Consider the following 19,585-nt stretch of genomic DNA (forward strand, 5'->3'; position numbering starts at 1 on the left):
ATTGGGACGCCACCCCTGCCCCGACTTCCGCAGTTCGTAGGCATATTTCGGGGTAGCGCGGAGCGATTGTGCTGGTAGGAGGCTTGCAGAGTCACCGAAACGGCGGATTCGTGTAGGCACACGAGTTCTGGCGTGTCGCTGGACTTCACCAGCGAATATGTGCTAGCAGTGTAGGGGTGTACCTGCGGGAGACGAAGCGGCGCAACCGCGACGGGTCGACGGTGTCGTATCTGCAGCTGGCGCACAGCGAACGCCATCCGGTCACCGGGGTGCCCTCGGCGAAGGTGATCCACAACTTCGGCCGCGCTGACACCGTGGACCGCGACGCGCTGGCCCGACTGGTCGCCTCGATCTCGCGGTTCCTCGACCCGGCACAGGCGATCGCGGCCGCGCACACCGGCGAGATCGAGATCTTGGACTCGCGCCGCTTCGGCGGGGCATGGGTGCTCGACCAACTCTGGGACCGGCTGGGTGTGGGCGCGGCGCTGCGCCGGGTCGCCGCGGACCGGCGCCTGGACGCCGCGACCGTGGAGCGGGTGCTGTTCGCGCTGGTGGCGCAGCGGGCGCTGGAACCGGGCAGCAAGCTGGGCGCCACACGGTGGGTCGCCGAACGGGTCGCGATCGCCGAGTGCCCCGGGTTTTCCGATGACGCGGCGTATCGGTCGATGGACTTTTTGCTCGCCGCGCTAGGCGAGATCGCCGCGCAGATCTTCGATTCGGTCGCGCACCTGCTCAACCTGGACGTCGACATCGTCTTCATCGACACCACCTCCACCTACTGGGAGGTCGATGTGCCCGACGAACTGGCCGACCTGGCCCCCGAACCCGAGGTCGACGACGGCACCGCGAAAGCGGTCGAGCGGGCCGCGCGCCGGTTCGGCAAGTCCAAGGACCACCGCGACGACCGGCCTCAGGTGGTGATCGCGATGGCGGTGACCCGCGACGGAATCCCGGTGCGCTGCTGGACCTTTCCCGGCAGTGAGAGCGATCAGCGGATCATCCGCACGGTCAAAGACGATCTGGGATCGTGGAATCTGCACCGGCTGGTGTGGGTGGCCGACGCCGGGTTTGCTTCCGCGGCCAACCGCGCCTATCTCACCCGCGGCGGCGGGCACTACATCCACGCCGAGAAGCTGCGCCACACCAACGCCGAGGCCGCCGACGCGCTGGCCCGCCCCGGCCGTTACCACGACGTGGCCGACAACCTGCGGGTCAAGGAGATTCGGGTGGCACCCGGTGGCGGCAACAACGAGGGGGTGCGTGCGGAGCGGTTCGTGGTGTGCCACAACCCGGATGCCGCCGACCGTGACGCAGCAGTGCGTGAGCGGCTCATCGAGCACCTCTCCGGGCTGATCGATGGCTCGGACGCCTGGCCGAAACGCAAGCGCGACGAGTTCGTCGGCTCCTTGAAGGGCAAGCCCGGGCTGCGCAGGCTGTTGCGGCGCACCAAGACCGGGCTGCTGCGCATCGACCGCGCCGCCGCCCAACGTGAAGCCCACTACGACGGCAAGTGGCTGCTGCGCACTTCCGACCTCACGCTTACCGCCGAGGATTTGGCCGCCGCCTACAAGCAGCTGCTCGCGGTGGAACGCGGCTGGCGCGACGCCAAGAGCTCGCTGGGGCTGCGCCCGGTCTACCACCACCGCGAGGACCGCATCCGCGCTCACGTCCAACTGTGTTGGCTGGCACTGCTTCTCATCCGCGTCGCAGAAACCCGCACCGGCGACACCTGGCGCAATCTGCGCCACGAACTCGACCGCATGCACCTGGTCACCTTCGCCACCGCCGACGGCCGCGTGGCGCAACGCTCCGCCCTCACCGGCGATCAGAAAACCATCCTCGCCGCGCTCGACCTACCCGAACCACCCAAGTACCTCGACTTCACACCCGGCATCGACGCCGCCGTCGCCGACTGACGAACCCCGCCCGGATCGCTGGCGTCGTGTAGTAACACGACCCAAATCGGCTCATCCCACGTTTGCGCTAGTAAACGCCCAAATCCGGCGATCCGTGTGCCCACTATCTGCGGAAGTCAGGCCTGCGCGCCCAGGCGGCGCCTCGGCGGATCATGGCGTGGACCGCGACACACCCGGCGTGAGCTAGCAACGGCGAACGGTCACAGCAGCCGGTTATGCCCGGACGCGAACGCCGAGCCGCTCGCCGGGTCGGCCCAGCCGAGCGAGCCGCCCAATCCGGCATGGCCAACGCCCGGGATCAGGCCGGGAACCGGAATCGTGTGGTAGCCGAGGCGGAATGACAACGGCACCAAGACAACGGCGCCAAGAGGTTGCGGTCCAGCCGTAGGCGAGGGCTAGCCGGCCACAAAGTAGCGCAGCCACAGGTAGGCCGCGCAGAGTGCCACGGATATCGCCGTGACCAACACCCCCTTGCGGGTGAATTCCCAAAACGAGATGGGGTTGCCGGCGCGGGTTGCTATGCCGAGCATCACGATGTTGGCGGTGGCCCCGACGGCGGTCAGGTTGCCACCCAGGTCGCCGCCGAGCGCCAGCGACCACCACAGCACGTTCTGGTGCGCCTGACCCGGCATGGTCCCTGCCAGGTGGGCGACGATCGGCGTCATCGTGGCCACATATGGGACGTTGTCGATGACACCGGACACCAGCGCCGATACCCCCAGGACCAGCATGGCCGTCAGCAGGGCGTTGCCACCGGTGGCGTGGGCCGCCAACTGGGCCAGCTTGCCGATGATGCCGGTCTTCAGCAAGGCGCCGACCATGATGAACAGGCCGACGAGGAAAAGCAGGGTATCCCATTCCACGCTGTGCAGGTAGTCCGACTGATCGAGGCGGGAGATCAGGATGAGGGCGCCGGCGGCCAGCAGCGCCACCAGGGATGGCTGAAGATGGATTGCCGGGGAGACCACGAAGCCGGTGAGCATAGCCGCCAACACCACCCCGCACTTGACGAGCAGCCCGCGATCGCGAAGCGCCTCCTCCTCCTGCAATGACATAACGTCAGCGATTCGCTCCGCGTCGACCCGGGACAAGCCGCGGAACAGCAAGGGCGACATGGCGATGAAGACCAGCATCACGATGACCACGATCGGCGCCATGTGCACGAGGAAGGCGGTGAACGACAGGCCGGTGTGGGCGCCGATGATGATGTTCGGCGGGTCGCCGACCAGTGTCGCCGTGCCGCCGATGTTCGAGGCGAACACCTCGGCGATCAACAGCGGTACCGGGCTGATCGCCAGCCGATCGCAGACCAGCAGGGTCACCGGCGCGATCAACAGCACCGAAACGACGTTGGGCAGCACGGCCGACGCGAGCGCCATCACCAGCATCAGCAGGATCATGATGCGCAGCGGGGAGCCGTTGGCGCGCTTGGCCGCCCAGATCGCGGTGTATTCGAACACGCCGGTCTGGCGCAGGATGCTGACGACGATCATCATGCCCAGCATCAGAAAGATGACATCCCAGTCGATTCCGGTCGCTTGGGAGTAAAACACATCGGGAGCGTCGATCACCGGCAACAGGACCATGAGCCCCGCACCCACCAGCGCGACCGTGGTCTTGTTGAAGCGTTCGCTGATGATCAACGCGTAGGCGACCACGAACACCGCAGCGGCGTAGAGCATCATCGGGGCCGTTTCACCGGACGGCCGATTAAAGTTTCAGTGCGGCCGCCAGCAGGCGCGATGCGGTGATCACCCCGTGCAATTTGCCGTCTTTGACCACGGCGACCAGCGGACATCTCAGGCGGGCCATGGTCTCGGCCACCTCGATAATCGTGTCGTCGGCATTGGCCACGGGCACGATCTGTCGCTGCTGGGGCAGCACGTCGCGGATCGTCTTGCCGCTCAGCTGCTCGACGGCGTGGTCGGCCATCGACTCGTTCAACACGGCGGCCAGTCCGGGATCGTCCTGCACATAGCCGGGCACGATGAACCGCACGACCTGGGAGGCCGGCAGCACAGCGTACGGCTTGGCGGGCGTACCGGTGACAACCACGATTCCGGTCAGGCGGTGCTCGGCGAGAAGGCGGACTGCGTCGAGCGCATCGGAGTCGATATGCACGACCGGGAACTTCTCGTCGATGTCCTCTGCACGCACACCGCAACAATACTTTGGCTCCGCAGCGATTCCGGGATCGCTGCGTGCGTGGGCGCGTGGTCGCATTTCCCATCGGGTGCCGACGCGGCAGTTTGCTCGCTGATCGCGAGGACGGCAGCCGGAAGCGGCGACGCCCATGATGAACTCCCGGGTGGTATGGACAACGACGCCGACCAGACTTCCCGGCTCACCGGGCACCAACATTATCAAGATGCCGGCCGGTACGCCTGTCGAGGGTTCTGGTCGTCACATCGCAGCGGTCCAAGAGCGGCCCGCGGTTCGTCGCGGCTTTCGCGAGGAGACCCCGGCTGCCTGCGTACACTGGCGGGATGCTGGAACAGATCCGCGGCCCCGCCGATCTGCGGCATCTTTCCCAGACCCAGCTACGCGCGTTGGCCGACGAGATTCGCGAGTTTTTGATCCACAAGGTGGCCGCAACGGGCGGACACCTGGGGCCCAACCTCGGCGTCGTCGAGCTGACGCTGGCACTGCACCGGGTCTTCGACTCGCCGCACGATCCGATCATTTTCGACACGGGTCATCAGGCGTACGTGCACAAGATGCTGACCGGACGCTGCCGGGGTTTCGACACCTTGCGAAAAAAGGACGGCCTGTCGGGGTATCCCAGCCGGGCCGAGAGCGAACACGACTGGGTGGAGTCCAGCCACGCCAGCGCGGCGTTGTCCTACGCCGATGGCCTGGCCAAAGCGTTCGAGTTGACCGGGCACCGCAACCGGCGTGTGGTGGCAGTGGTGGGCGACGGCGCGCTGACCGGCGGCATGTGCTGGGAGGCCCTCAACAACATCGCCGCGGCCCGCCGGCCGGTGGTGATCGTCGTCAACGACAACGGCCGCAGTTACGCGCCCACATTCGGCGGATTGGCCAACCACCTGGCCGCACTGCGACTGCAGCCGGCCTATGAGCGGGCGCTGGACAAGGGGCGCCGCGCGATGCGCAGCATTCCGATCGTCGGCGAGCTGTGTTACCACCTCATCCACAGCGTCAAAGCCGGCATCAAGGATGCGTTGGCGCCGCAACTGCTGTTCACCGATCTGGGCCTGAAGTATGTGGGGCCTGTTGACGGTCACGACGAGCACGCCGTGGAGTCCGCGCTGCGCAGCGCGCGCGGCTTCGGCGCACCGGTAATCGTGCACGTCGTCACCCGCAAGGGCATGGGCTACGCTCCGGCCGAAGATGACCAGGCCGAGCAGATGCATACCTGCGGGGTCATCGACCCGGCGACCGGGCTGGCCACCCACGCGGCGGGCCCGACCTGGACCGCCACGTTCTCCGACGCCCTCATCGCCTTCGCCGCCGAGCGTCGCGACATCGTGGCGATCACCGCCGCCATGCCCGGCCCGACCGGGCTGACGGCGTTTGGGCAGCGCTTCCCGGACCGGTTGTTCGACGTGGGCATCGCCGAGCAGCACGCGCTGACGTCAGCGGCCGGGCTGGCGATGGGCGGTCTGCACCCGGTGGTGGCGATCTATTCGACATTCCTCAACCGGGCGTTCGACCAGATCATGATGGACGTCGCGCTGCACAAGCTGCCGGTCACCATGGTGCTCGACCGGGCCGGGATCACCGGCCCGGACGGCGCGAGCCACAACGGCATGTGGGACTTGTCGATGCTGGGCATTGTGCCCGGCATGCGGGTGGCTGCACCTCGCGATGCCACGCGGTTGCGCGAAGAGCTCGGCGAGGCGCTTGACGTCGATGACGGCCCGACGGCGATCCGCTTCCCGAAGGGCGATGTGGGCGAGGACGTCCCGGCATTGGAGCGCCGATGGGGTGCGGACGTGCTGGCGGTGCCCGCCAGCGGCTTGAGTCACGACGTGTTGCTGGTGGCGGTCGGGGTGTTCGCCTCGATGGCGCTGACGGTGGCAAAGCGGCTGCGCACGCAGGGCATCGGAGTGACGGTGGTCGACCCTCGATGGGTTTTGCCGGTGCCCGACGTTGTCTGTGAGCTGGCGACCGGTCACAAGCTGGTCGTCACGTTGGAGGACAACGGTGTGAACGGTGGCGTCGGCTCGGCGGTGTCGCTTGCGCTGCGGCGCGCAGAGATCGACGTACCGTGCCGCGTCATCGGTTTGCCGCAGCGGTTTTACGATCACGCGTCGCGGGGCGAAGTGCTGGCCGAGGCCGGCTTGACCGACCAGAACGTGGCCCGCCAGATCACCGGGTGGGTCGCGGCGCTGGGGAGTCGAGCGATCGGGCTCGGGTCCGGTGACGACGCGGGCCGCGACGGGCCGGGGTGGGGGGGTCATCCGCTTGCGGGGGGGTGCCGGAGAGCGGCGGACCAGTCCGAGGTCAGCGAGCACCCAGATTAGCTGTCAGTCGGCCGGTGGCGACAACGCCGCCGCCAGTACGGGAACCACGAGTTCGCGCTGCCACGCCCTGGCCTCGCCGAGGCGCAGGAACTCGTCGATCACGCTTTCGTCGCCGCCCTGCCACTCCCAGCACAGTCGCCGCACCAAATCCGGCGACACCAGATTTTCCGTGGGCACTGAAACCCGGTGCGACAACTGCGTCAGCGCCGCCTTGGCCGCAGCGAGGCGCGCGGCCGCCTCTGGTCTACGTTTGCCCCACCGCGCGACCGGGGGCGGGCCGTTGGTCAGCTCGGGCTCTTCGGGAGGCTCGGGGCTTTCCCGGGCCGCTCGCACCGCGGCCAGCCAAGTAGCGGCGTAGCGGCGCTGCTTTGGCCCGCCGAAGACCGGCAGGGCAACGAGGTCCTCGATGGTCTTGGGGTCGGCGATGGCCGCATCGATGATGGCCGAGTCGGGGAGGACACGGCCCGGCGCGATGTCACGGCACTGTGCGATGCAGTCACGTGCGGTCCATAGTTCGCGAACCGCGGCCAGTCCGCGCCGGTCGCGCACCCGGTGGATGCCTGAGGTGCGTTGCCAGCGATCCCGCCGGGTGGACGGCGCCGTTACACAGTTCCGAAGGTATTCGAATTCCTGCGCAGCCCAATCGGTCTTCCCTTGCTCGGCCAGCACATCCGCGACCGCGTCGCGTAGTTCGATCAGCACCTCGACGTCGAGCGCCGCATAGTTCAGCCAGGCAGCCGGCAGGGGGCGCCGAGACCAGTCGGCCGCGCCGTGGCCCTTCGCGAGGCTGAGGCCAAGCAACCGCCGGACCATGGCCGCCAGGTTGACCCGGTCGAACCCGGCCAGCCGTCCGGCCAGCTCGGTGTCGAACAGCACGGGGGGCCGCATGCCGATCTCGGCCAGGCAGGGCAGATCCTGATCGGCGGCGTGCAAGATCCACTCGTCCTCACCGAGCACCTCGGCGACCGGCCGCAACACGGTCAGCGGATCACCGCCATGGCTGACCGGATCAATGAGCATGGTGCCGGCGCCGGCGCGCCGGATCTGAATCAGATACGCACGGTTGGAGTAGCGGAATCCCGACGCCCGCTCGGCGTCCACCCCGAAAGGTCCACCTCCGCCGCGTAGGCGCTCGGCCGCCGCTTCGATCTCGGTGCTGCTGGCCGAGAGCTCCGGTACGCCGCCAGCCGGATGCAGCAACGGTATCGGGGTGGGTTCGGTGCTCTGGTTGGCGGCCGCGTCACCCATGTCAGATGCGTGAGCGTGAACCCAGGTCGGTCACCCCGACCGGCGGGAGGCCCGCGGCGTGCTCGAGCACTTCGCAGAAAGCTTCGACGTGAGGGCCGATGTTGGGGCTGGTCGCGGTCCACGACGCCCGCAACTCCAACTGGTGGGCGCGCGGCGGCCCGGAGATATCGCCGAAGCGCACCGATGTGGTCGCAGTGACGGTACCGCCAAGTGCGGTGACGTGCTCGGCGCGAGACCTCAACGCGTCGGCCAGCCAGCTCCACGCCACCTCGGGCAACAATGGGTCGATAGCCTCATGAGAGTCCAGGTCAGCCTGAATGTAGGCGACTAACCGCATGGTGCCATCCCAGGCGTCGAACCCATCCGGATCGTAGAGCAGAATCAAGCGGCCGAACGCGCTGCCCTCCGGCTGCTCCAGGAGCACGTCGCGCTCGGGATATTTGACCTCGGCACCGATGGCGTAGCTGTACGGCGCCAGGCGCTGCGGCGGCCGGATCGGGTTGAGCGCAATTTCTGAGCGCGCGGTGACAGCGATCATCGTGGCCACCGCTTCGCGGAATGGGGCCGGTTCGGCTGAGCTCAATACCGCCGCTCCTTCTCATCGCTTCGCTCTGCATCGTCGCCGGCGTGGTTTGTGGGCGCCGCTCCTTCTCATCGCTTCGCTCTGCATCGTCGCCGGCGCGGGTCACAACATTCGACGGTAGACCCAACCGCCGACATGCGGGGGCAGGCACGCCGCGTCGGTCGGCGTGGTGGGATTCGCCGGCGGGGCGGTCCCCGGACCGGTCAGCGCGTTCGGGTCGGCGTGTCGTCGGTTGCGGCAAATCGTGCGGGACGCTTCTCGCGGTGTGCCGACAATCCTTCCCGAACGTCGGGGCCACTGAAGCCGATGAATTCCAGGCCCAGTGCTGCTTCGAAGGCCGGCGCGAACATCCGGTACCAGTGGTTGAGGCTGTGTTTCGTCCAGCGGATCGCGGTTTGAGCGCCCTGCGCGAGGTCCGAGGCCAGCCGTGTTGCGGTGGTCAGCACCTCGTCGTCGTCGGTGCACAGTGACACCAGGCCGATCCTTTCGGCTTCCTCCCCGGAGAGCGGCTGACAGGTCAGTAGGTAGTACTTGGCCTTGGCCATGCCGACCAGCAGTGGCCAGCAGATCGCGGCGTGGTCGCCGGCGGCCACCCCCAGTTTGGTATGGCCATCGATGATTTTCGCGGTCCGGCCGGCGACCGAGATATCGGCGAGCAGCGCTACCACCAGACCCGCGCCGACGGCCGGGCCCCGGATCGCCGAAATCACCGGCTTGTCGAAGTTGACCATGTTGAGCACCAGGTCGCGCGCTTCCCGCAGAATACGGACGCGGTCGGCAAAGCCCCCCATGGTCTCTTCGATCAGGTCGAAGCTCCCCCCGGCGGAAAATGCTTTGCCCTCCCCACGGACGAGGACGACGCGCGCACCAGGATCGCGATCGATGACAGGCCAGATGTCGGCGAGGTCGCGGTGCATTTGCGGCCCGACCGAATTCAGACCGGGTGCATCGAGGATCAGGTGCAGCACACCCTCGGCGCCCAGTTCGACGCGAAGGCTGGGAAACTCCTCGTAGCTGACGGGGGGCTGACTGACTGGCATCTCGGCTCCTGAGGGTCGATGGGCTCATCCGGCGCTGGCCACTAACCGGCCGCGGACCGTGATGCTACGCGCCCCGGGGCAATCGGTGCGGGTGTCAGGGGGCCGCCGTGGCAGCATTGAGCACAATGAGAACCCGTCGCGACCTTCCCGCGTCGCCCTACCTGGCCGCGGCCGGCGGTCGCAAACCCCATTGGGTGCCGGTGTGGTTCATGCGCCAGGCCGGCCGCTCGCTGCCCGAATATCGGGCTTTGCGCGATAGGCACAGCATGCTGGCGGCATGCTTCGACCCGGAACTGATCTGCGACATCACCATGCAACCGGTCCGTCGCCACGGTGTCGATGCGGCGATCCTGTTCTCCGACATCGTGGTGCCGCTGCGCGCCAGCGGTATCGACCTGGACATCGTCCCCGATGTCGGCCCGGTCATCGCGTCCCCGCTGCGCACCCGTGCCGATATCGCTTCGTTGCGACCCTTTGAGCCGCAAGCGGTTCAGCCGGTGGCGGAGGCGGTTTCGCTGCTGGTAGCCGCCCTGGGCGATGTTCCGCTGATCGGTTTCGCCGGGGCCCCTTTCACGTTGGCGTCCTATCTGGTCGAAGGCGGGCCCAGCCGCCACCACGCCCGTACCAAAGCCCTGATGCTGGCCGACCCCCCGAGCTGGAACACGCTGATGGCGAAGCTGGCCGATGTGACCATCGCGTTCTTGCGTGTCCAGCTCGATGCCGGGGCAGACGCGTTCCAGGTGTTCGACTCGTGGGCGGGCACGCTGTCGCCAGACCACTACCGTCGATACGTGTTGCCGCACAGCGCCCGGGTGTTTGCCGCGTTGGCTGGATACGGTGTGCCGATGACGCATTTCGGTATCGGGACAGCCGAGCTGCTGGGCCCGATGTCGGCGGCCCTGAAATCGGGGGAGCAGCCCGGGCGGGCGAGGGTGCTGGGGGTCGACTGGCGAACCCCGCTGACCGATGCCGCTGCCCGTGTCGAGTCGGGCACTGCGTTGCAAGGCAACCTCGACCCGGCGGTGTTGCTGGCGGGCTGGCCCGTGGTAGAGAGCGCGGCGCGCGCCGTGGTCGACGACGGGCGCCGGGCGGTCGATGCGGGTGCATCCGGTCACATCTTCAACCTCGGCCACGGAGTGCTGCCGGAGACCGATCCAGGAATTCTGACCGACCTGGTGTCGCTGGTGCACTCCCTATGACCCACTCGTATGGCATTGTCGGCGGAGGTATCTCGGGGTTGACGGCCGCCTACCGGCTGCGGGTGAGCGCTGGCGAGGACGCGACGATCACGCTGTTCGACCCCGCCGACCGCCTTGGCGGGGTGCTGCGCACCGAGCTTGTCGGTGGGCAGCCGATGGATGTGGGCGCCGAAGCGTTCGTGGTGCGCCGGCCCGAAGTGCCGGCGCTGCTGGCCGAGCTGGGGCTGTCGGACCGGCAACTGGCCGCCACCGGCGCCCGGCCGCTGATCTACAGCCGAGACGGGCTGCATCCGCTGCCGTCGGCGACGGTGATGGGGATACCGTCGTCCGCGACGTCGATGGCCGGGCTGGTCGACGCCGCGACGATCGCACGCATCGCCGCCGAACCGGCTCGTGCGCTGCGTTGGCGGACCGGCAGCGATCCCGCCGTGGCCGCCTTGGTGGCCGAGCGGTTCGGCGAGCAGGTGGTGGCCCGGTCGGTTGATCCGCTGTTAGGCGGAGTGTATGCCGGCTCGGCCGCCAGCATCGGCCTGCGCTCGGTGGCCCCGTTTCTGGCGGCCGCCCTGGACGCCGGCGCGCCCAGCCTGACCGACGCGGTCCGCCGGGCACTGCCGCCCGGCGGTGGCGGGCTGGTGTTCGGCGCGCTGGACGGCGGCTACACGGTGCTGGTCAACGAGTTGGTCCGCCGCAGCCGCGCGCGCTGGGTGCACGCGGGCGTGGAGCGGATCGACCGCGCCGGGACCGGCTGGACCCTGCAGGACGACACCGGTGCCCACTGGCGCGCCGACGCCGTCGTCCTGGCCGTCCCGGCACCACGGCTGGCACCTTTGGTTGAGGCCGTCGCCCCGCGCGCCGCCGCGGCGGCGCGCCGGATTGCCAGCGCGTCATCGGCGGTGGTGGCGCTCGCGCTGCCCGGCGATACCCCGTTGCCCGAACACTCGGGTGTGCTGGTGGCCAGCGACGAGCCGTTGCACACCAAGGCGATCACGCTGTCGTCGCGCAAATGGGGTCGCCGCGGCGATGTGGAGCTGGTGCGGCTGTCGTTCGGGCGGTTCGGCGACGAGGTCGCTCTCAGCGTCTCCGATGACGAGCTGCTGGGCTGGGCGATAGCCGACCTGGCCACCGTGTTCGGCGTGCCCGTCGATCCGCTCGATGCCCGCGTGCGGCGCTGGATCGACGCGCTGCCCCAATATGGCCCCGGCCACGCCGACGTGGTCGCCGCGGTGCGCGCCGGCCTGCCGCCGACGCTGGCTGTTGCGGGCAGCTATCTCGACGGAATCGGTGTGCCGGCCTGCATCGCGGCCGCCGGGCACGCGGCCGCCAGCGTGGTCGGGGCGCTCGGGGCCGCAGAGACGGTTCCATAAACGGCTCCAGAGGCAGCCCCAAAGACAGAGGTGGCACGATAGAGCCATGGCCCGCTTGGATTACGATGCCCTCAACGCCACGCTGCGCTATGTGATGTTTTCGGTTTTTTCCGTGCGCCCCGGCGTGCTGGGGGACGACCGGGCCTCGATCATCGACGAAACCGCCACATTCCTCAAGCAGCAGGAGGAACGCGGCGTGGTGGTGCGCGGGCTCTATGATGTCGCGGGTTTGCGCGCGGATGCCGACTTCATGGTCTGGACGCATGCCGAGCCGGTAGAAGCGCTGCAAGCGACCTACCAGGATTTCCGGCGCACCACCACACTGGGACGGGCCTGCACGCCGGTGTGGAGCAGTGTGGCGTTGCACCGGCCGGCGGAGTTCAACAAAAGCCACATCCCGGCGTTTCTTGCCGGGGAGGAACCGGGTGCCTACATCTGCGTGTATCCGTTCGTGCGCTCCTACGAGTGGTACCTGCTGCCCGAGGAGGAGCGGCGCCGCATGCTCGCCGAACACGGCATGGCCGCGCGCGCGTACAAGGACGTGCGGGCCAACACCGTCCCGGCGTTCGCGCTGGGCGACTACGAGTGGATCCTGGCGTTCGAGGCCCCCGACTTGTACCGCATCGTCGACCTGATGCGCGACCTGCGCGCGACCGACGCGCGGCGGCATACCCGCGCGGAGACTCCGTTTTTCACCGGACCGCGGGTATCGGTGGAGCGGCTGGTGGCGGCACTGCCGTAATGCCCGGCGCGCTCCGCGCCTCGCCGCGACAGTGCGACCGGCGACGGTGCCTCTCGTGAAACGCGTCGATAACCGCACTCTCGCGGAATAACGAAATAACGCGTCAGGAGGGCACAAACCGCAGGCTGATCGAGTTGATGCAGTAACGCAAGTCCGTCGGCGTCGGATAGCCTTCGCCGGCGAACACGTGGCCCAGATGGCTGTGGCAATTCGCGCACAGCACTTCGGTGCGCGTCATACCCATCGAGTGGTCGGGCCGCAGGATCACCGCATCCGAGCTCGACGGGTCGAAGAATGACGGCCAGCCGCAATGCGATTCGAACTTCTCGGTGCTGCGGAACAATTCGGCGCCACAGGCCCGGCACTGATAGACCCCCTCGGTCGTGGTGGCGGTGTACTCGCCGGTGAAGGGCCTTTCGGTGCCGGCGCGGCGCAGCACGGCGAACTCCTCGGGGGTGAGTTTCTGACGCCATTCGTCGTCGGTGAGTTGTACCCGCGGGGGCGGTAGCGCCTCGGCACTCATGTCCCCACGCTAGCGGTTGTCTTGCCGGGCAGCAGCCACGCCGGATCAATGCCACTGTCTAGCCGGTGATCGGCTCTGGCATCCAAGTAGCGAAAGCAGAGCACGCAGAACACCACGATCAGCAGCAGCGACCAGCCGTAGGTGATTTTGAGGTATTCCAGCGCCCGGCCATACCTCATCCAGTTGAAGAGCAGCCAGCGGTCCAGCGTCAGGAACCCGTAGATTCCCAGCCAGGCCGGCCAGTTACGGATCACCGAGTTGGGTAGCACCACGGTCATCAGGAACGGGAACAGCATCATCGAGTAGTAGCCCTGCGCCAACGGCAGCGCCAGCCATGACCACAGCAGCAGCACGCCCGAGGAGGTGGTCAACCAGAACAGCGGGTCGCGGGTGCGGTAGTAGCGATACAGCAGCCACAGGCAGCCGATAGCGATCATGGTGAACAGGATCCGCAGGAACACGATCAGCCAGGTGGGCAGGCCGAAGTACACACCGTTGCCCCCGATCGAGCTGTTGAAGTAGTCACGGGTGCTGCGGATGTAGGGCAGGGTGCGGGTGAAGAAGTCCTGGGGGTCACTGACCAGTGGCCATGCGGCCACGTTGAACACCACCGGCACCACGACCGCGGCCGCCACCGCCCGCCACTGGCGGTTGAGCAGCGGCAGCAGTAGCAACGGCAGCAGCAGGGGCTTGACCACCAGCGTCAGCCCGATCGCGATGCCGGCCCACCACTGACGGTCGACCCGATTTGCCGCGGAGCCGTCGAGCAGCCAGCGCAAAAACAGCACCTCCAGCAGCAAGACGCAGCCGTTGATGTTGGTGAACACCAGCGTGTTGGTCACCGTTTCGGTGCAGAACATGGCCAGCAGCAGTGCGGGAGCCGCCACCGAGGTCAGCGTGAAATTAAAGAGCCGCAGCAACAAATACCAGGCGATCAGGATGGCCACGGTGTTGATCAAGATGAACAGGTACCGCGACGGCGTAAAGGGCAGGAAGCCAAACGGCGCCATCAGCAGGGTGCCGCCGGGCGGATACAGGTAGTGCGGGTCGACATAGTCGAAATGCTCGTTGTAGATGTCCCAGCCGTGCCGGAAGTTCAGCGCCGCCCGGTAGACCGGCTTGAAGTCGTCGGTGATGTTGCCGTTGGTGGTCAGCACGATGCTGCGGTGCAGCACCGACATGATGGCCAGGGGCCACAGCGCCGACCGTAGTACCGTGGCGGCGCTCGGTGCGTGAGTGCGGGGACGAAACGCGGCCAGCGTGGAATCGCGCACGCCGGTGCGGATTAGCTCAGCTGTCGCCACCAGCGCACACTACACCGGAGCACCTGGCCTCCAACAACCCCCAACCCGACGTATCACCGAAACCGAACTATCAGGCGGGGCAGTAGGTGTCGGTTCGGGGCAGCGTGCCGCTGTCCAGGTAGCCGATCAGTGGTGGCACCGCGCAGGAGGAATAGATGCTGGCGCCGTGGCCGATGCCCTGCCACATCACCCGCTTGCTGGCCGTGCCCGCGTTGATGATGGTGGCGGCCGTCGCGGCGACCCCTTGTGAGCCGACGATCGGGTCGTTGTGCACGCCCAGCAACAACACATCGATCTTGAGTTTCCTCGGTGGTTGCGGCGCAGATGCGCTCGGCCAGTGTATGCAGTCGGCCAAAGCGAGGGCGCCGACGGCGCCGAACTGCGGATACAGCTTGCCCCAGGCGACCACCAGTTGGCGAATCCGGTCCGGGGTGGGGCGGTTGAGGGAGTCGCTGCACGTGTTGACGAACTGACCGTCCGTGCCCCGCAGCGATTCGGCCCGATTGATCAGGTTGGTCAGCAGATTGGTGTCACCGGAGCGGGCGGCGGCCAGCGCGCGGGCCAAATCCAGGGTGGCGCTGACGCGGTCGCCGACGGGGAAGCCCAGGGCGGTGGTGATCGCGCCGGCTACCGAGGCCACCGACGCACCCGCGGGGCCGTGCCCGGCTCGGGCGGCGGCCAGCAGCGAGTCGACGGCGCCCTTGGGGTCGGGACCCAGCGGACAGTCGAGCGCCGCACATTGCGCAGCGAACTCGGCGAGTGCCGCCTGCTCGCCTTGAACCTGTTGCTCGGCGGCGTTTTCGGCGCCCACGTCCAACGCGACGGGCGAGTCGAGGATCAGCCTGGCGACACGGTCGGGATGCAAACCGGCGTACGTCAGTGCGACTTGGGCGCCGTTGCCGATGCCGGCCAGCGCGAGCGCCGGCACATCCCAGATACTGCGCAGGCGCTCGACATCCGTGGCGGCGTGCTGGTTGTCGTAGGCGGAATCGCCGGGCGCAATGGTGTCGGTGCAGCTGGTGGTGGCTTTCTCGGTGACGTCGCTGAGATTGGCGACCTGGTCGTCGCCCGGCTCGAATTGGGCCTCATCGCGCATCAGGTCGCGATCGATGGGATCGCGACAGTCCACCGGACTCGACATGCCCATGCCACGCCGGTCGACGGCCACGATGGGGTGGCTGCGCAACACGTCGGCGCCCGCGTGGGACAGCCAGACCGGCAGCTGCACCGACGACGGCAGGTCCGAGCCGGTGGTGAACACCAGCGGGCCGGCCTCGGGCGGGGTCTGATCCGAGCGGGCCCGGACCACGCCGACGCTGAGTGTCCCGGCCGCGCCGTTGGCCGGGTCCAGGTCGGCGTCGTAGCTGGCGCAGTCCAGGTGGACACCCGGCGCCGCGGGAACCGCGGCGCCCCCGAACACCCGCGCCGTGCAGTCCCGCCACGCCAGGTCGTTCTTCGGCGCTGCGATCGGCGGCGGACCGCTCGGGGGCGGTGTGGTGGTGACCCGGGCGTGCGGTCGGGCGCCGGCGTTGGTGGCGAAGCGCGGGTCGGCGGCCAGGCCCGGGACGCAGCCGGCGAGCAGCGCGGTCACCGAGATCATGATCATCGCGGGCGCTACATGCCGACTCATGCCGACCACAGTAGCCATCACGGGGTCAGGGCCGTCAGCGCCCGACCTTGACGTAACGCGTGTACAGATAGCCGGCGTCGTCGGCGAGAACGTGCCGACAGCGCATCCGGGTCAGCACCTGGCCCGGGTCGGTCGTGATGCGCGGGGCCCGGCCGCCGACGATAACCGGCGCGATCGTCAGACACAGCTCGTCGAGCAGGTCCCGCTCGATGAGCGAGCCGAGCAGCAGCGGACCGCCTTCGGTTAGCGCCCGGCGCAGGCCGCGCTCTTCCAGCGCGACGCGTACGACGGCTTCGTCGACGGCCGCCGAATCGCCGCCCGAGCAGGCGATGACGTCGGCGAGACCGGCGAGCCGGCGGCGTGTTTCCGTGGCGGCAGCGGCGCTGGTTAGCACCAGCGGCGCTACCTCGGTGCGGGTGAATACCGGCAGATCGCGGTCGAGCCGACCAGAGTTGGTGACGATCGCCAGCGGCGGAACCTCGCTTTGGCCCCGGGTCTGGCGGTGCTGGCGCTGGGCAATGCTCAGGTGAGCCCCGGAGTAATTCTCGACCCGCACGGTGCCCGCCCCGACCAGGATGACGTCGGCCAACTCGCGTAACAGGTGGAACAACCGCCGATCGCCCGGTCCCCCGAGTCCGCCCGTGGTGCCCTTGACGGTAGCGCCGCCGTCAAGGCTGGAGATCACGTTCGCCCGCAGCCAAACGCCGGGATGTTCGGCCGGGTAGCCGTACAGCGCCAGCAGCTCGCCGTCGTCGAGCTCGCGGACCGCGCCCAGCAAAGTGAGTGGCATCCCCTCGGCGCGGCCGGCGTCGGGGTCGGGCATGAGCACGATTGGACCACGTCACGGTGGTGCCGGTCCGCACCGCCCCGCAACTGTGGACACCGCCGCGGCGAGGGTCATCCGGCAGGGTCGAGGACACGGATCATGAGGTAATCGTTTTCGACGTCGCTGCCCAGCCGAAACCTCCTGGTGCCGCAGGCGGTAAAACCGTGCTTGGCGTAGAAGCGTTGCGCGCGCCGGTTTTGCTGGTTAACGCCCAGCCACACCCAGCGCGCGGCCCACTCGGCCGCACCGGCGAGCACGGCGTCCATCAGTGCCGTCGACACCCCGCGACCGTGATAGTCGGGCAGCACATACATTTTCGAGAGCTCAACCGCGGGGCGGATGCGAAGCACCCGCGCTATATCGGCATCCATATCGGCATCCATGTCGGCATCGGGGACGAGGCCGCGAATGAGCATGGCGTAGCCGATGATTCGACGCCGGTGCTGTGCGGTGAAAATCAACCGCCCGGGATCGGCCAGATATCCGGCGAAGCACCCGGCGGAAAGGTTCGCCGCGATGAACGAGGCGATGTTCTCGGCGCTCACCGACGGCGGGCACGCCAGCGGAAAGGTTTGCGCCGCGACCGCCGCCAACTCTTCGCTGCCCACGGACTCCGCGGTGGCGGCGCGCACCGTCACGGCTGGTGGTGGATCACCCGGATGATCGGGCCGGCAACGCGTCTTGTCGCGGCTCGTCACCGGGTGGGTCACAGGTTCCTCTGCGCCCACGGCGGCTAGGCCGCTTCCAGGTCCAGCAGCGCCGCCTTCACCCGCGCCCCGCCGGCGTACTGACCGGGCGAGCCGTCCGAGCGCACCACCCGGTGACAGCCGATGACCACCGGCAATGGGTTGTGCGCGCATGCCGTGCCGACGGCGCGGGCCGCGCCCGGCTTGCCGATGGCGGCGGCCACGCCCGCGTAGCTTTCACGCTGCCCGTAGCCGATGCGGCGCAGGTGCTCGATGACGGTGCGCCGGAAGCCTGCTACCAGGCGAAGGTCGATCGGCAGGTCGAAGCATGTGCGCCGCTTGGCGAAATACTCCTCCAGCTGGCGGGCGGCGGCGTCCAGTCGTGCCGGGGCGCGCAGGAGGCGCGGGCTGACCGACCGCGCGAGCCCGGCGAGCACCGCGGCGTGGTCTTCGACCTCGAAGGCCACCCGAACCAGCCCGGCATCGGTGGCCGCCAGCAGCAGCGCACCCACCGGGGTGTCGATGGTGCGGTAGGCGACGTCGAGCAGGCCCCGCTCGTCGGCGCCGCGTTCCAGCCTGGTGTGCAGCCGGGCCAATGTGGCGGTTTCATCGTGGTGGGCTGGAAATATGGTCGAGTTCATGGTGTTTCGTCCCTCGGATAGCTCCGGCGGAGTGTCTTGATGCCGTCGGCGGCGGCACGGCGAGCGGCCTCCGGGGTGTTGCCGAGCAGTTCGGCGATCTCGGCGAACGGCAGCCCGGCCAGGTGGTGGTAGGCCACCGCCAAGCGTTGTTTGTCGGGCAGGCGGCTCAGCTCGGCCCATAGGGTGTGGTCGCGTGCGGCGGGATCACTGTGTGCCGCAGGGTGGTCGGCGATGTCGTCGGTCGGAACGGGTCGCCGGGAGCGGGCCCGGCCGGCGTCGATGGCGCGGCGGTGCGCGATCGTGACCAGCCAGGCCTCGACGTTGGCGCTGGCCGGCAGGTGCGGGTAGGCACGCAACGCCGACAGGAACGTCTCCGACCACGCATCCTCGGCGTCGTCAGGACCGACTACGGCGCGGCACACCCGCAGCACGGTCGCGCCGTGCTCGGCCACCACGTCCTCGAAAGGCCTCATCGCGCCCACGTCGGGTAGACGCCGCGGGCCGCCACGATGTGAGATAGGGCCGTCAATCGCTGTTGCCGGCCCTTGAATTTGCGGCGGCATCAGGCGCGGAATCGGTCGGGCCCCCAACGTCTTTCCCGGCGGTGAGCGACTCCAGGAGAGTGATCAGGTCGACCGCGACGCGCTCCTTGTCGATACCGGCCCGGTGCAGCGGCCCGGCGCCGTCTTCCAGCTCGAGCAGCGCGAGGAGCAGGTGCTCGGTGCCGATGTAGGTGTGGCCGAGTCGAAGTGCCTCACGGAAGCTCAGCTCCAGCGCTTTGCGCGCGGGGCCGCTGAACGGGATCACCTCCGGGATCTGGTCGGCGGCGGGAGGCAGTGTGACGGTTGCGCGGACGGCCTCGGCGTCGACCTGTTGCGCGTTGAGCAGCGCGGTGGCCAGCGCGGTGGGATCGCTGAGCACACCTAGCAGCAGGTGCCCGGGTGTGATTGTGCTGTTACCGGCGTCGCGTGCCGCGCCCTGGGCGGCGGCGACGGCGTTGCGGGCTCGCGGGGTGAATCGCTCGAAGCCCTGGTCGGGTTCGAATGCCATGATCTCCGCCCTGGGAACGAACCGCTTCTGCGCCGCCTGCTTGGTGACGCCCATGCTTTTGCCGATCTCAGTCCAGGAGGCTCCGGCGCGGCGGGCCTGATCAACGAAATACCCGATCAGATGATCGGCGACCTCGTCGAGGTGCTCGGCGGCCAGGGCGGCCGTGGCGAGTTGCTCCAGGACGCCGCCGTGCCCCCGCTTGATGGTGTCGATCAGCTCATCGAGGCGGATACGGTCGGCGAGGGGTGTCGACTCGGCCATGTTGTCAACTCTAGGTTGACGGTGGGTGCCTCGTAAACCGTTGGCGGACATGATTCGTATCGTCGCGTCTTTGCCGGCTCGACCG

The 19,585-nt window shown here is 68.3% G+C and carries 18 protein-coding genes and 1 pseudogene; 5 read left to right on the plus strand and 14 right to left on the minus strand.

What is annotated here, in order from left to right:
- Positions 1-176: 176 nt before the first annotated feature.
- A complete protein-coding gene (locus tag MSM1_RS17325; RefSeq protein ID WP_213443518.1) occupies positions 177-1,916 on the plus strand; it encodes an IS1634 family transposase in 1,740 nt (579 codons plus the stop codon).
- 200 nt (positions 1,917-2,116) lie between these two features.
- Here MSM1_RS17325 and MSM1_RS17330 read toward each other — a convergent pair whose 3' ends face one another.
- From MSM1_RS17330 to MSM1_RS17340, 3 genes are read right to left on the minus strand one after another with little or no spacing between them, the layout of a single operon-like run.
- Entirely contained in the window at positions 2,117-2,266 is a 150-nt protein-coding gene (locus tag MSM1_RS17330; RefSeq protein ID WP_236056847.1) for a hypothetical protein, read from the minus strand.
- 45 nt (positions 2,267-2,311) lie between these two features.
- Complete coding sequence (locus MSM1_RS17335) at positions 2,312-3,601, minus strand: SLC13 family permease (RefSeq protein WP_213444841.1); 1,290 nt, start codon at positions 3,599-3,601, stop codon at positions 2,312-2,314.
- A 25-nt stretch (positions 3,602-3,626) separates the two neighbouring features.
- Complete coding sequence (locus MSM1_RS17340) at positions 3,627-4,073, minus strand: CBS domain-containing protein (protein WP_213444842.1); 447 nt, start codon at positions 4,071-4,073, stop codon at positions 3,627-3,629.
- Positions 4,074-4,402: 329 nt separating this feature from the next.
- Between MSM1_RS17340 and dxs the strand changes: the two genes are divergently transcribed.
- On the plus strand, positions 4,403-6,403 hold the full coding sequence (gene dxs / locus MSM1_RS17345) for a 1-deoxy-D-xylulose-5-phosphate synthase (protein ID WP_213444843.1): 2,001 nt from the start codon (positions 4,403-4,405) through the stop codon (positions 6,401-6,403).
- Between the two features lie 3 nt (positions 6,404-6,406).
- On the opposite strand, the gene MSM1_RS17350 is transcribed toward dxs, so the two are convergent.
- The 3 genes and pseudogenes from MSM1_RS17350 to MSM1_RS17360 form a co-directional block, all read right to left on the minus strand.
- Positions 6,407-7,651 (minus strand): ribonuclease D, encoded by a 1,245-nt coding sequence (locus MSM1_RS17350; protein WP_213444844.1) that lies wholly within the window; start codon positions 7,649-7,651, stop codon positions 6,407-6,409.
- 1 nt (position 7,652) lies between these two features.
- Positions 7,653-8,278, minus strand: a pseudogene (locus tag MSM1_RS17355) (DUF3000 domain-containing protein); the annotation flags it as partial.
- 159 nt (positions 8,279-8,437) lie between these two features.
- A complete protein-coding gene (locus MSM1_RS17360; protein ID WP_213444846.1) occupies positions 8,438-9,274 on the minus strand; it encodes an enoyl-CoA hydratase/isomerase family protein in 837 nt (278 codons plus the stop codon).
- A 125-nt stretch (positions 9,275-9,399) separates the two neighbouring features.
- Here MSM1_RS17360 and hemE point away from each other — a divergent pair, with 125 nt between their 5' ends.
- Genes hemE through hemQ form a run of 3 tightly spaced genes read left to right on the plus strand, consistent with a single transcriptional unit; the run spans position 9,400 to position 12,579 of the window.
- Complete coding sequence (gene hemE / locus MSM1_RS17365; protein ID WP_213444847.1) at positions 9,400-10,473, plus strand: uroporphyrinogen decarboxylase; 1,074 nt, start codon at positions 9,400-9,402, stop codon at positions 10,471-10,473.
- Positions 10,470-11,837 (plus strand): protoporphyrinogen oxidase, encoded by a 1,368-nt coding sequence (locus tag MSM1_RS17370; protein ID WP_213444848.1) that lies wholly within the window; start codon positions 10,470-10,472, stop codon positions 11,835-11,837. Before hemE ends, MSM1_RS17370 begins: the two co-directional genes overlap by 4 nt.
- Positions 11,838-11,883: 46 nt before the next feature.
- The gene (gene hemQ, locus MSM1_RS17375) at positions 11,884-12,579 is read left to right on the plus strand and encodes a hydrogen peroxide-dependent heme synthase (RefSeq protein ID WP_213444849.1); all 696 of its coding nucleotides are present in this window, start codon (positions 11,884-11,886) and stop codon (positions 12,577-12,579) included.
- A gap of 103 nt (positions 12,580-12,682) precedes the next feature.
- On the opposite strand, the gene msrB is transcribed toward hemQ, so the two are convergent.
- The 8 genes from msrB to MSM1_RS17415 all read right to left on the minus strand — a co-directional run bounded on the left by msrB (position 12,683) and on the right by MSM1_RS17415 (position 19,500).
- A complete protein-coding gene (gene msrB, locus MSM1_RS17380) occupies positions 12,683-13,102 on the minus strand; it encodes a peptide-methionine (R)-S-oxide reductase MsrB (RefSeq protein WP_213444850.1) in 420 nt (139 codons plus the stop codon).
- On the minus strand, positions 13,099-14,409 hold the full coding sequence (gene aftC, locus MSM1_RS17385) for an arabinofuranan 3-O-arabinosyltransferase (RefSeq protein ID WP_213445687.1): 1,311 nt from the start codon (positions 14,407-14,409) through the stop codon (positions 13,099-13,101). The genes msrB and aftC overlap by 4 nt, the downstream gene beginning before the upstream one ends.
- 67 nt (positions 14,410-14,476) lie before the next feature.
- Entirely contained in the window at positions 14,477-16,054 is a 1,578-nt protein-coding gene (locus MSM1_RS17390) for an alpha/beta fold hydrolase (RefSeq protein ID WP_213444851.1), read from the minus strand.
- Between the two features lie 16 nt (positions 16,055-16,070).
- Positions 16,071-16,859: a pyrimidine reductase family protein gene (locus tag MSM1_RS17395; RefSeq protein ID WP_213444852.1), complete on the minus strand. Its 789-nt coding sequence runs from the start codon at positions 16,857-16,859 to the stop codon at positions 16,071-16,073.
- 74 nt (positions 16,860-16,933) lie between these two features.
- Positions 16,934-17,500: a GNAT family N-acetyltransferase gene (locus MSM1_RS17400; protein ID WP_213445688.1), complete on the minus strand. Its 567-nt coding sequence runs from the start codon at positions 17,498-17,500 to the stop codon at positions 16,934-16,936.
- 95 nt (positions 17,501-17,595) lie between these two features.
- A complete protein-coding gene (locus MSM1_RS17405; RefSeq protein WP_213444853.1) occupies positions 17,596-18,189 on the minus strand; it encodes a methylated-DNA--[protein]-cysteine S-methyltransferase in 594 nt (197 codons plus the stop codon).
- Positions 18,186-18,662, minus strand: coding sequence for an RNA polymerase sigma factor (locus tag MSM1_RS17410; RefSeq protein WP_213444854.1), 477 nt, complete (start codon positions 18,660-18,662; stop codon positions 18,186-18,188). The genes MSM1_RS17405 and MSM1_RS17410 overlap by 4 nt, the downstream gene beginning before the upstream one ends.
- A gap of 52 nt (positions 18,663-18,714) precedes the next feature.
- Positions 18,715-19,500, minus strand: coding sequence for a Clp protease N-terminal domain-containing protein (locus MSM1_RS17415; RefSeq protein ID WP_213444855.1), 786 nt, complete (start codon positions 19,498-19,500; stop codon positions 18,715-18,717).
- Between the last annotated feature and the right edge of the window lie 85 nt (positions 19,501-19,585).

It is taken from the genome of Mycobacterium sp. SM1 (assembly GCF_018361265.1).
In the GTDB taxonomy this organism is placed as follows: domain Bacteria; phylum Actinomycetota; class Actinomycetes; order Mycobacteriales; family Mycobacteriaceae; genus Mycobacterium.

Coding starts and splice junctions, on each gene's coding strand:
- MSM1_RS17335 (WP_213444841.1), bottom strand. CDS start 3,601: ATGATGCTCTACGCCGCTGCGGTGTTCGTGGTCGCCTACGCGTTGATC.
- dxs (WP_213444843.1), top strand. CDS start 4,403: ATGCTGGAACAGATCCGCGGCCCCGCCGATCTGCGGCATCTTTCCCAG.
- MSM1_RS17350 (WP_213444844.1), bottom strand. CDS start 7,651: ATGGGTGACGCGGCCGCCAACCAGAGCACCGAACCCACCCCGATACCG.
- MSM1_RS17360 (WP_213444846.1), bottom strand. CDS start 9,274: ATGCCAGTCAGTCAGCCCCCCGTCAGCTACGAGGAGTTTCCCAGCCTT.
- hemE (WP_213444847.1), top strand. CDS start 9,400: ATGAGAACCCGTCGCGACCTTCCCGCGTCGCCCTACCTGGCCGCGGCC.
- MSM1_RS17370 (WP_213444848.1), top strand. CDS start 10,470: ATGACCCACTCGTATGGCATTGTCGGCGGAGGTATCTCGGGGTTGACG.
- hemQ (WP_213444849.1), top strand. CDS start 11,884: ATGGCCCGCTTGGATTACGATGCCCTCAACGCCACGCTGCGCTATGTG.
- msrB (WP_213444850.1), bottom strand. CDS start 13,102: ATGAGTGCCGAGGCGCTACCGCCCCCGCGGGTACAACTCACCGACGAC.
- MSM1_RS17390 (WP_213444851.1), bottom strand. CDS start 16,054: ATGGCTACTGTGGTCGGCATGAGTCGGCATGTAGCGCCCGCGATGATC.
- MSM1_RS17395 (WP_213444852.1), bottom strand. CDS start 16,859: ATGCCCGACCCCGACGCCGGCCGCGCCGAGGGGATGCCACTCACTTTG.
- MSM1_RS17405 (WP_213444853.1), bottom strand. CDS start 18,189: ATGAACTCGACCATATTTCCAGCCCACCACGATGAAACCGCCACATTG.
- MSM1_RS17410 (WP_213444854.1), bottom strand. CDS start 18,662: ATGAGGCCTTTCGAGGACGTGGTGGCCGAGCACGGCGCGACCGTGCTG.
- MSM1_RS17415 (WP_213444855.1), bottom strand. CDS start 19,500: ATGGCCGAGTCGACACCCCTCGCCGACCGTATCCGCCTCGATGAGCTG.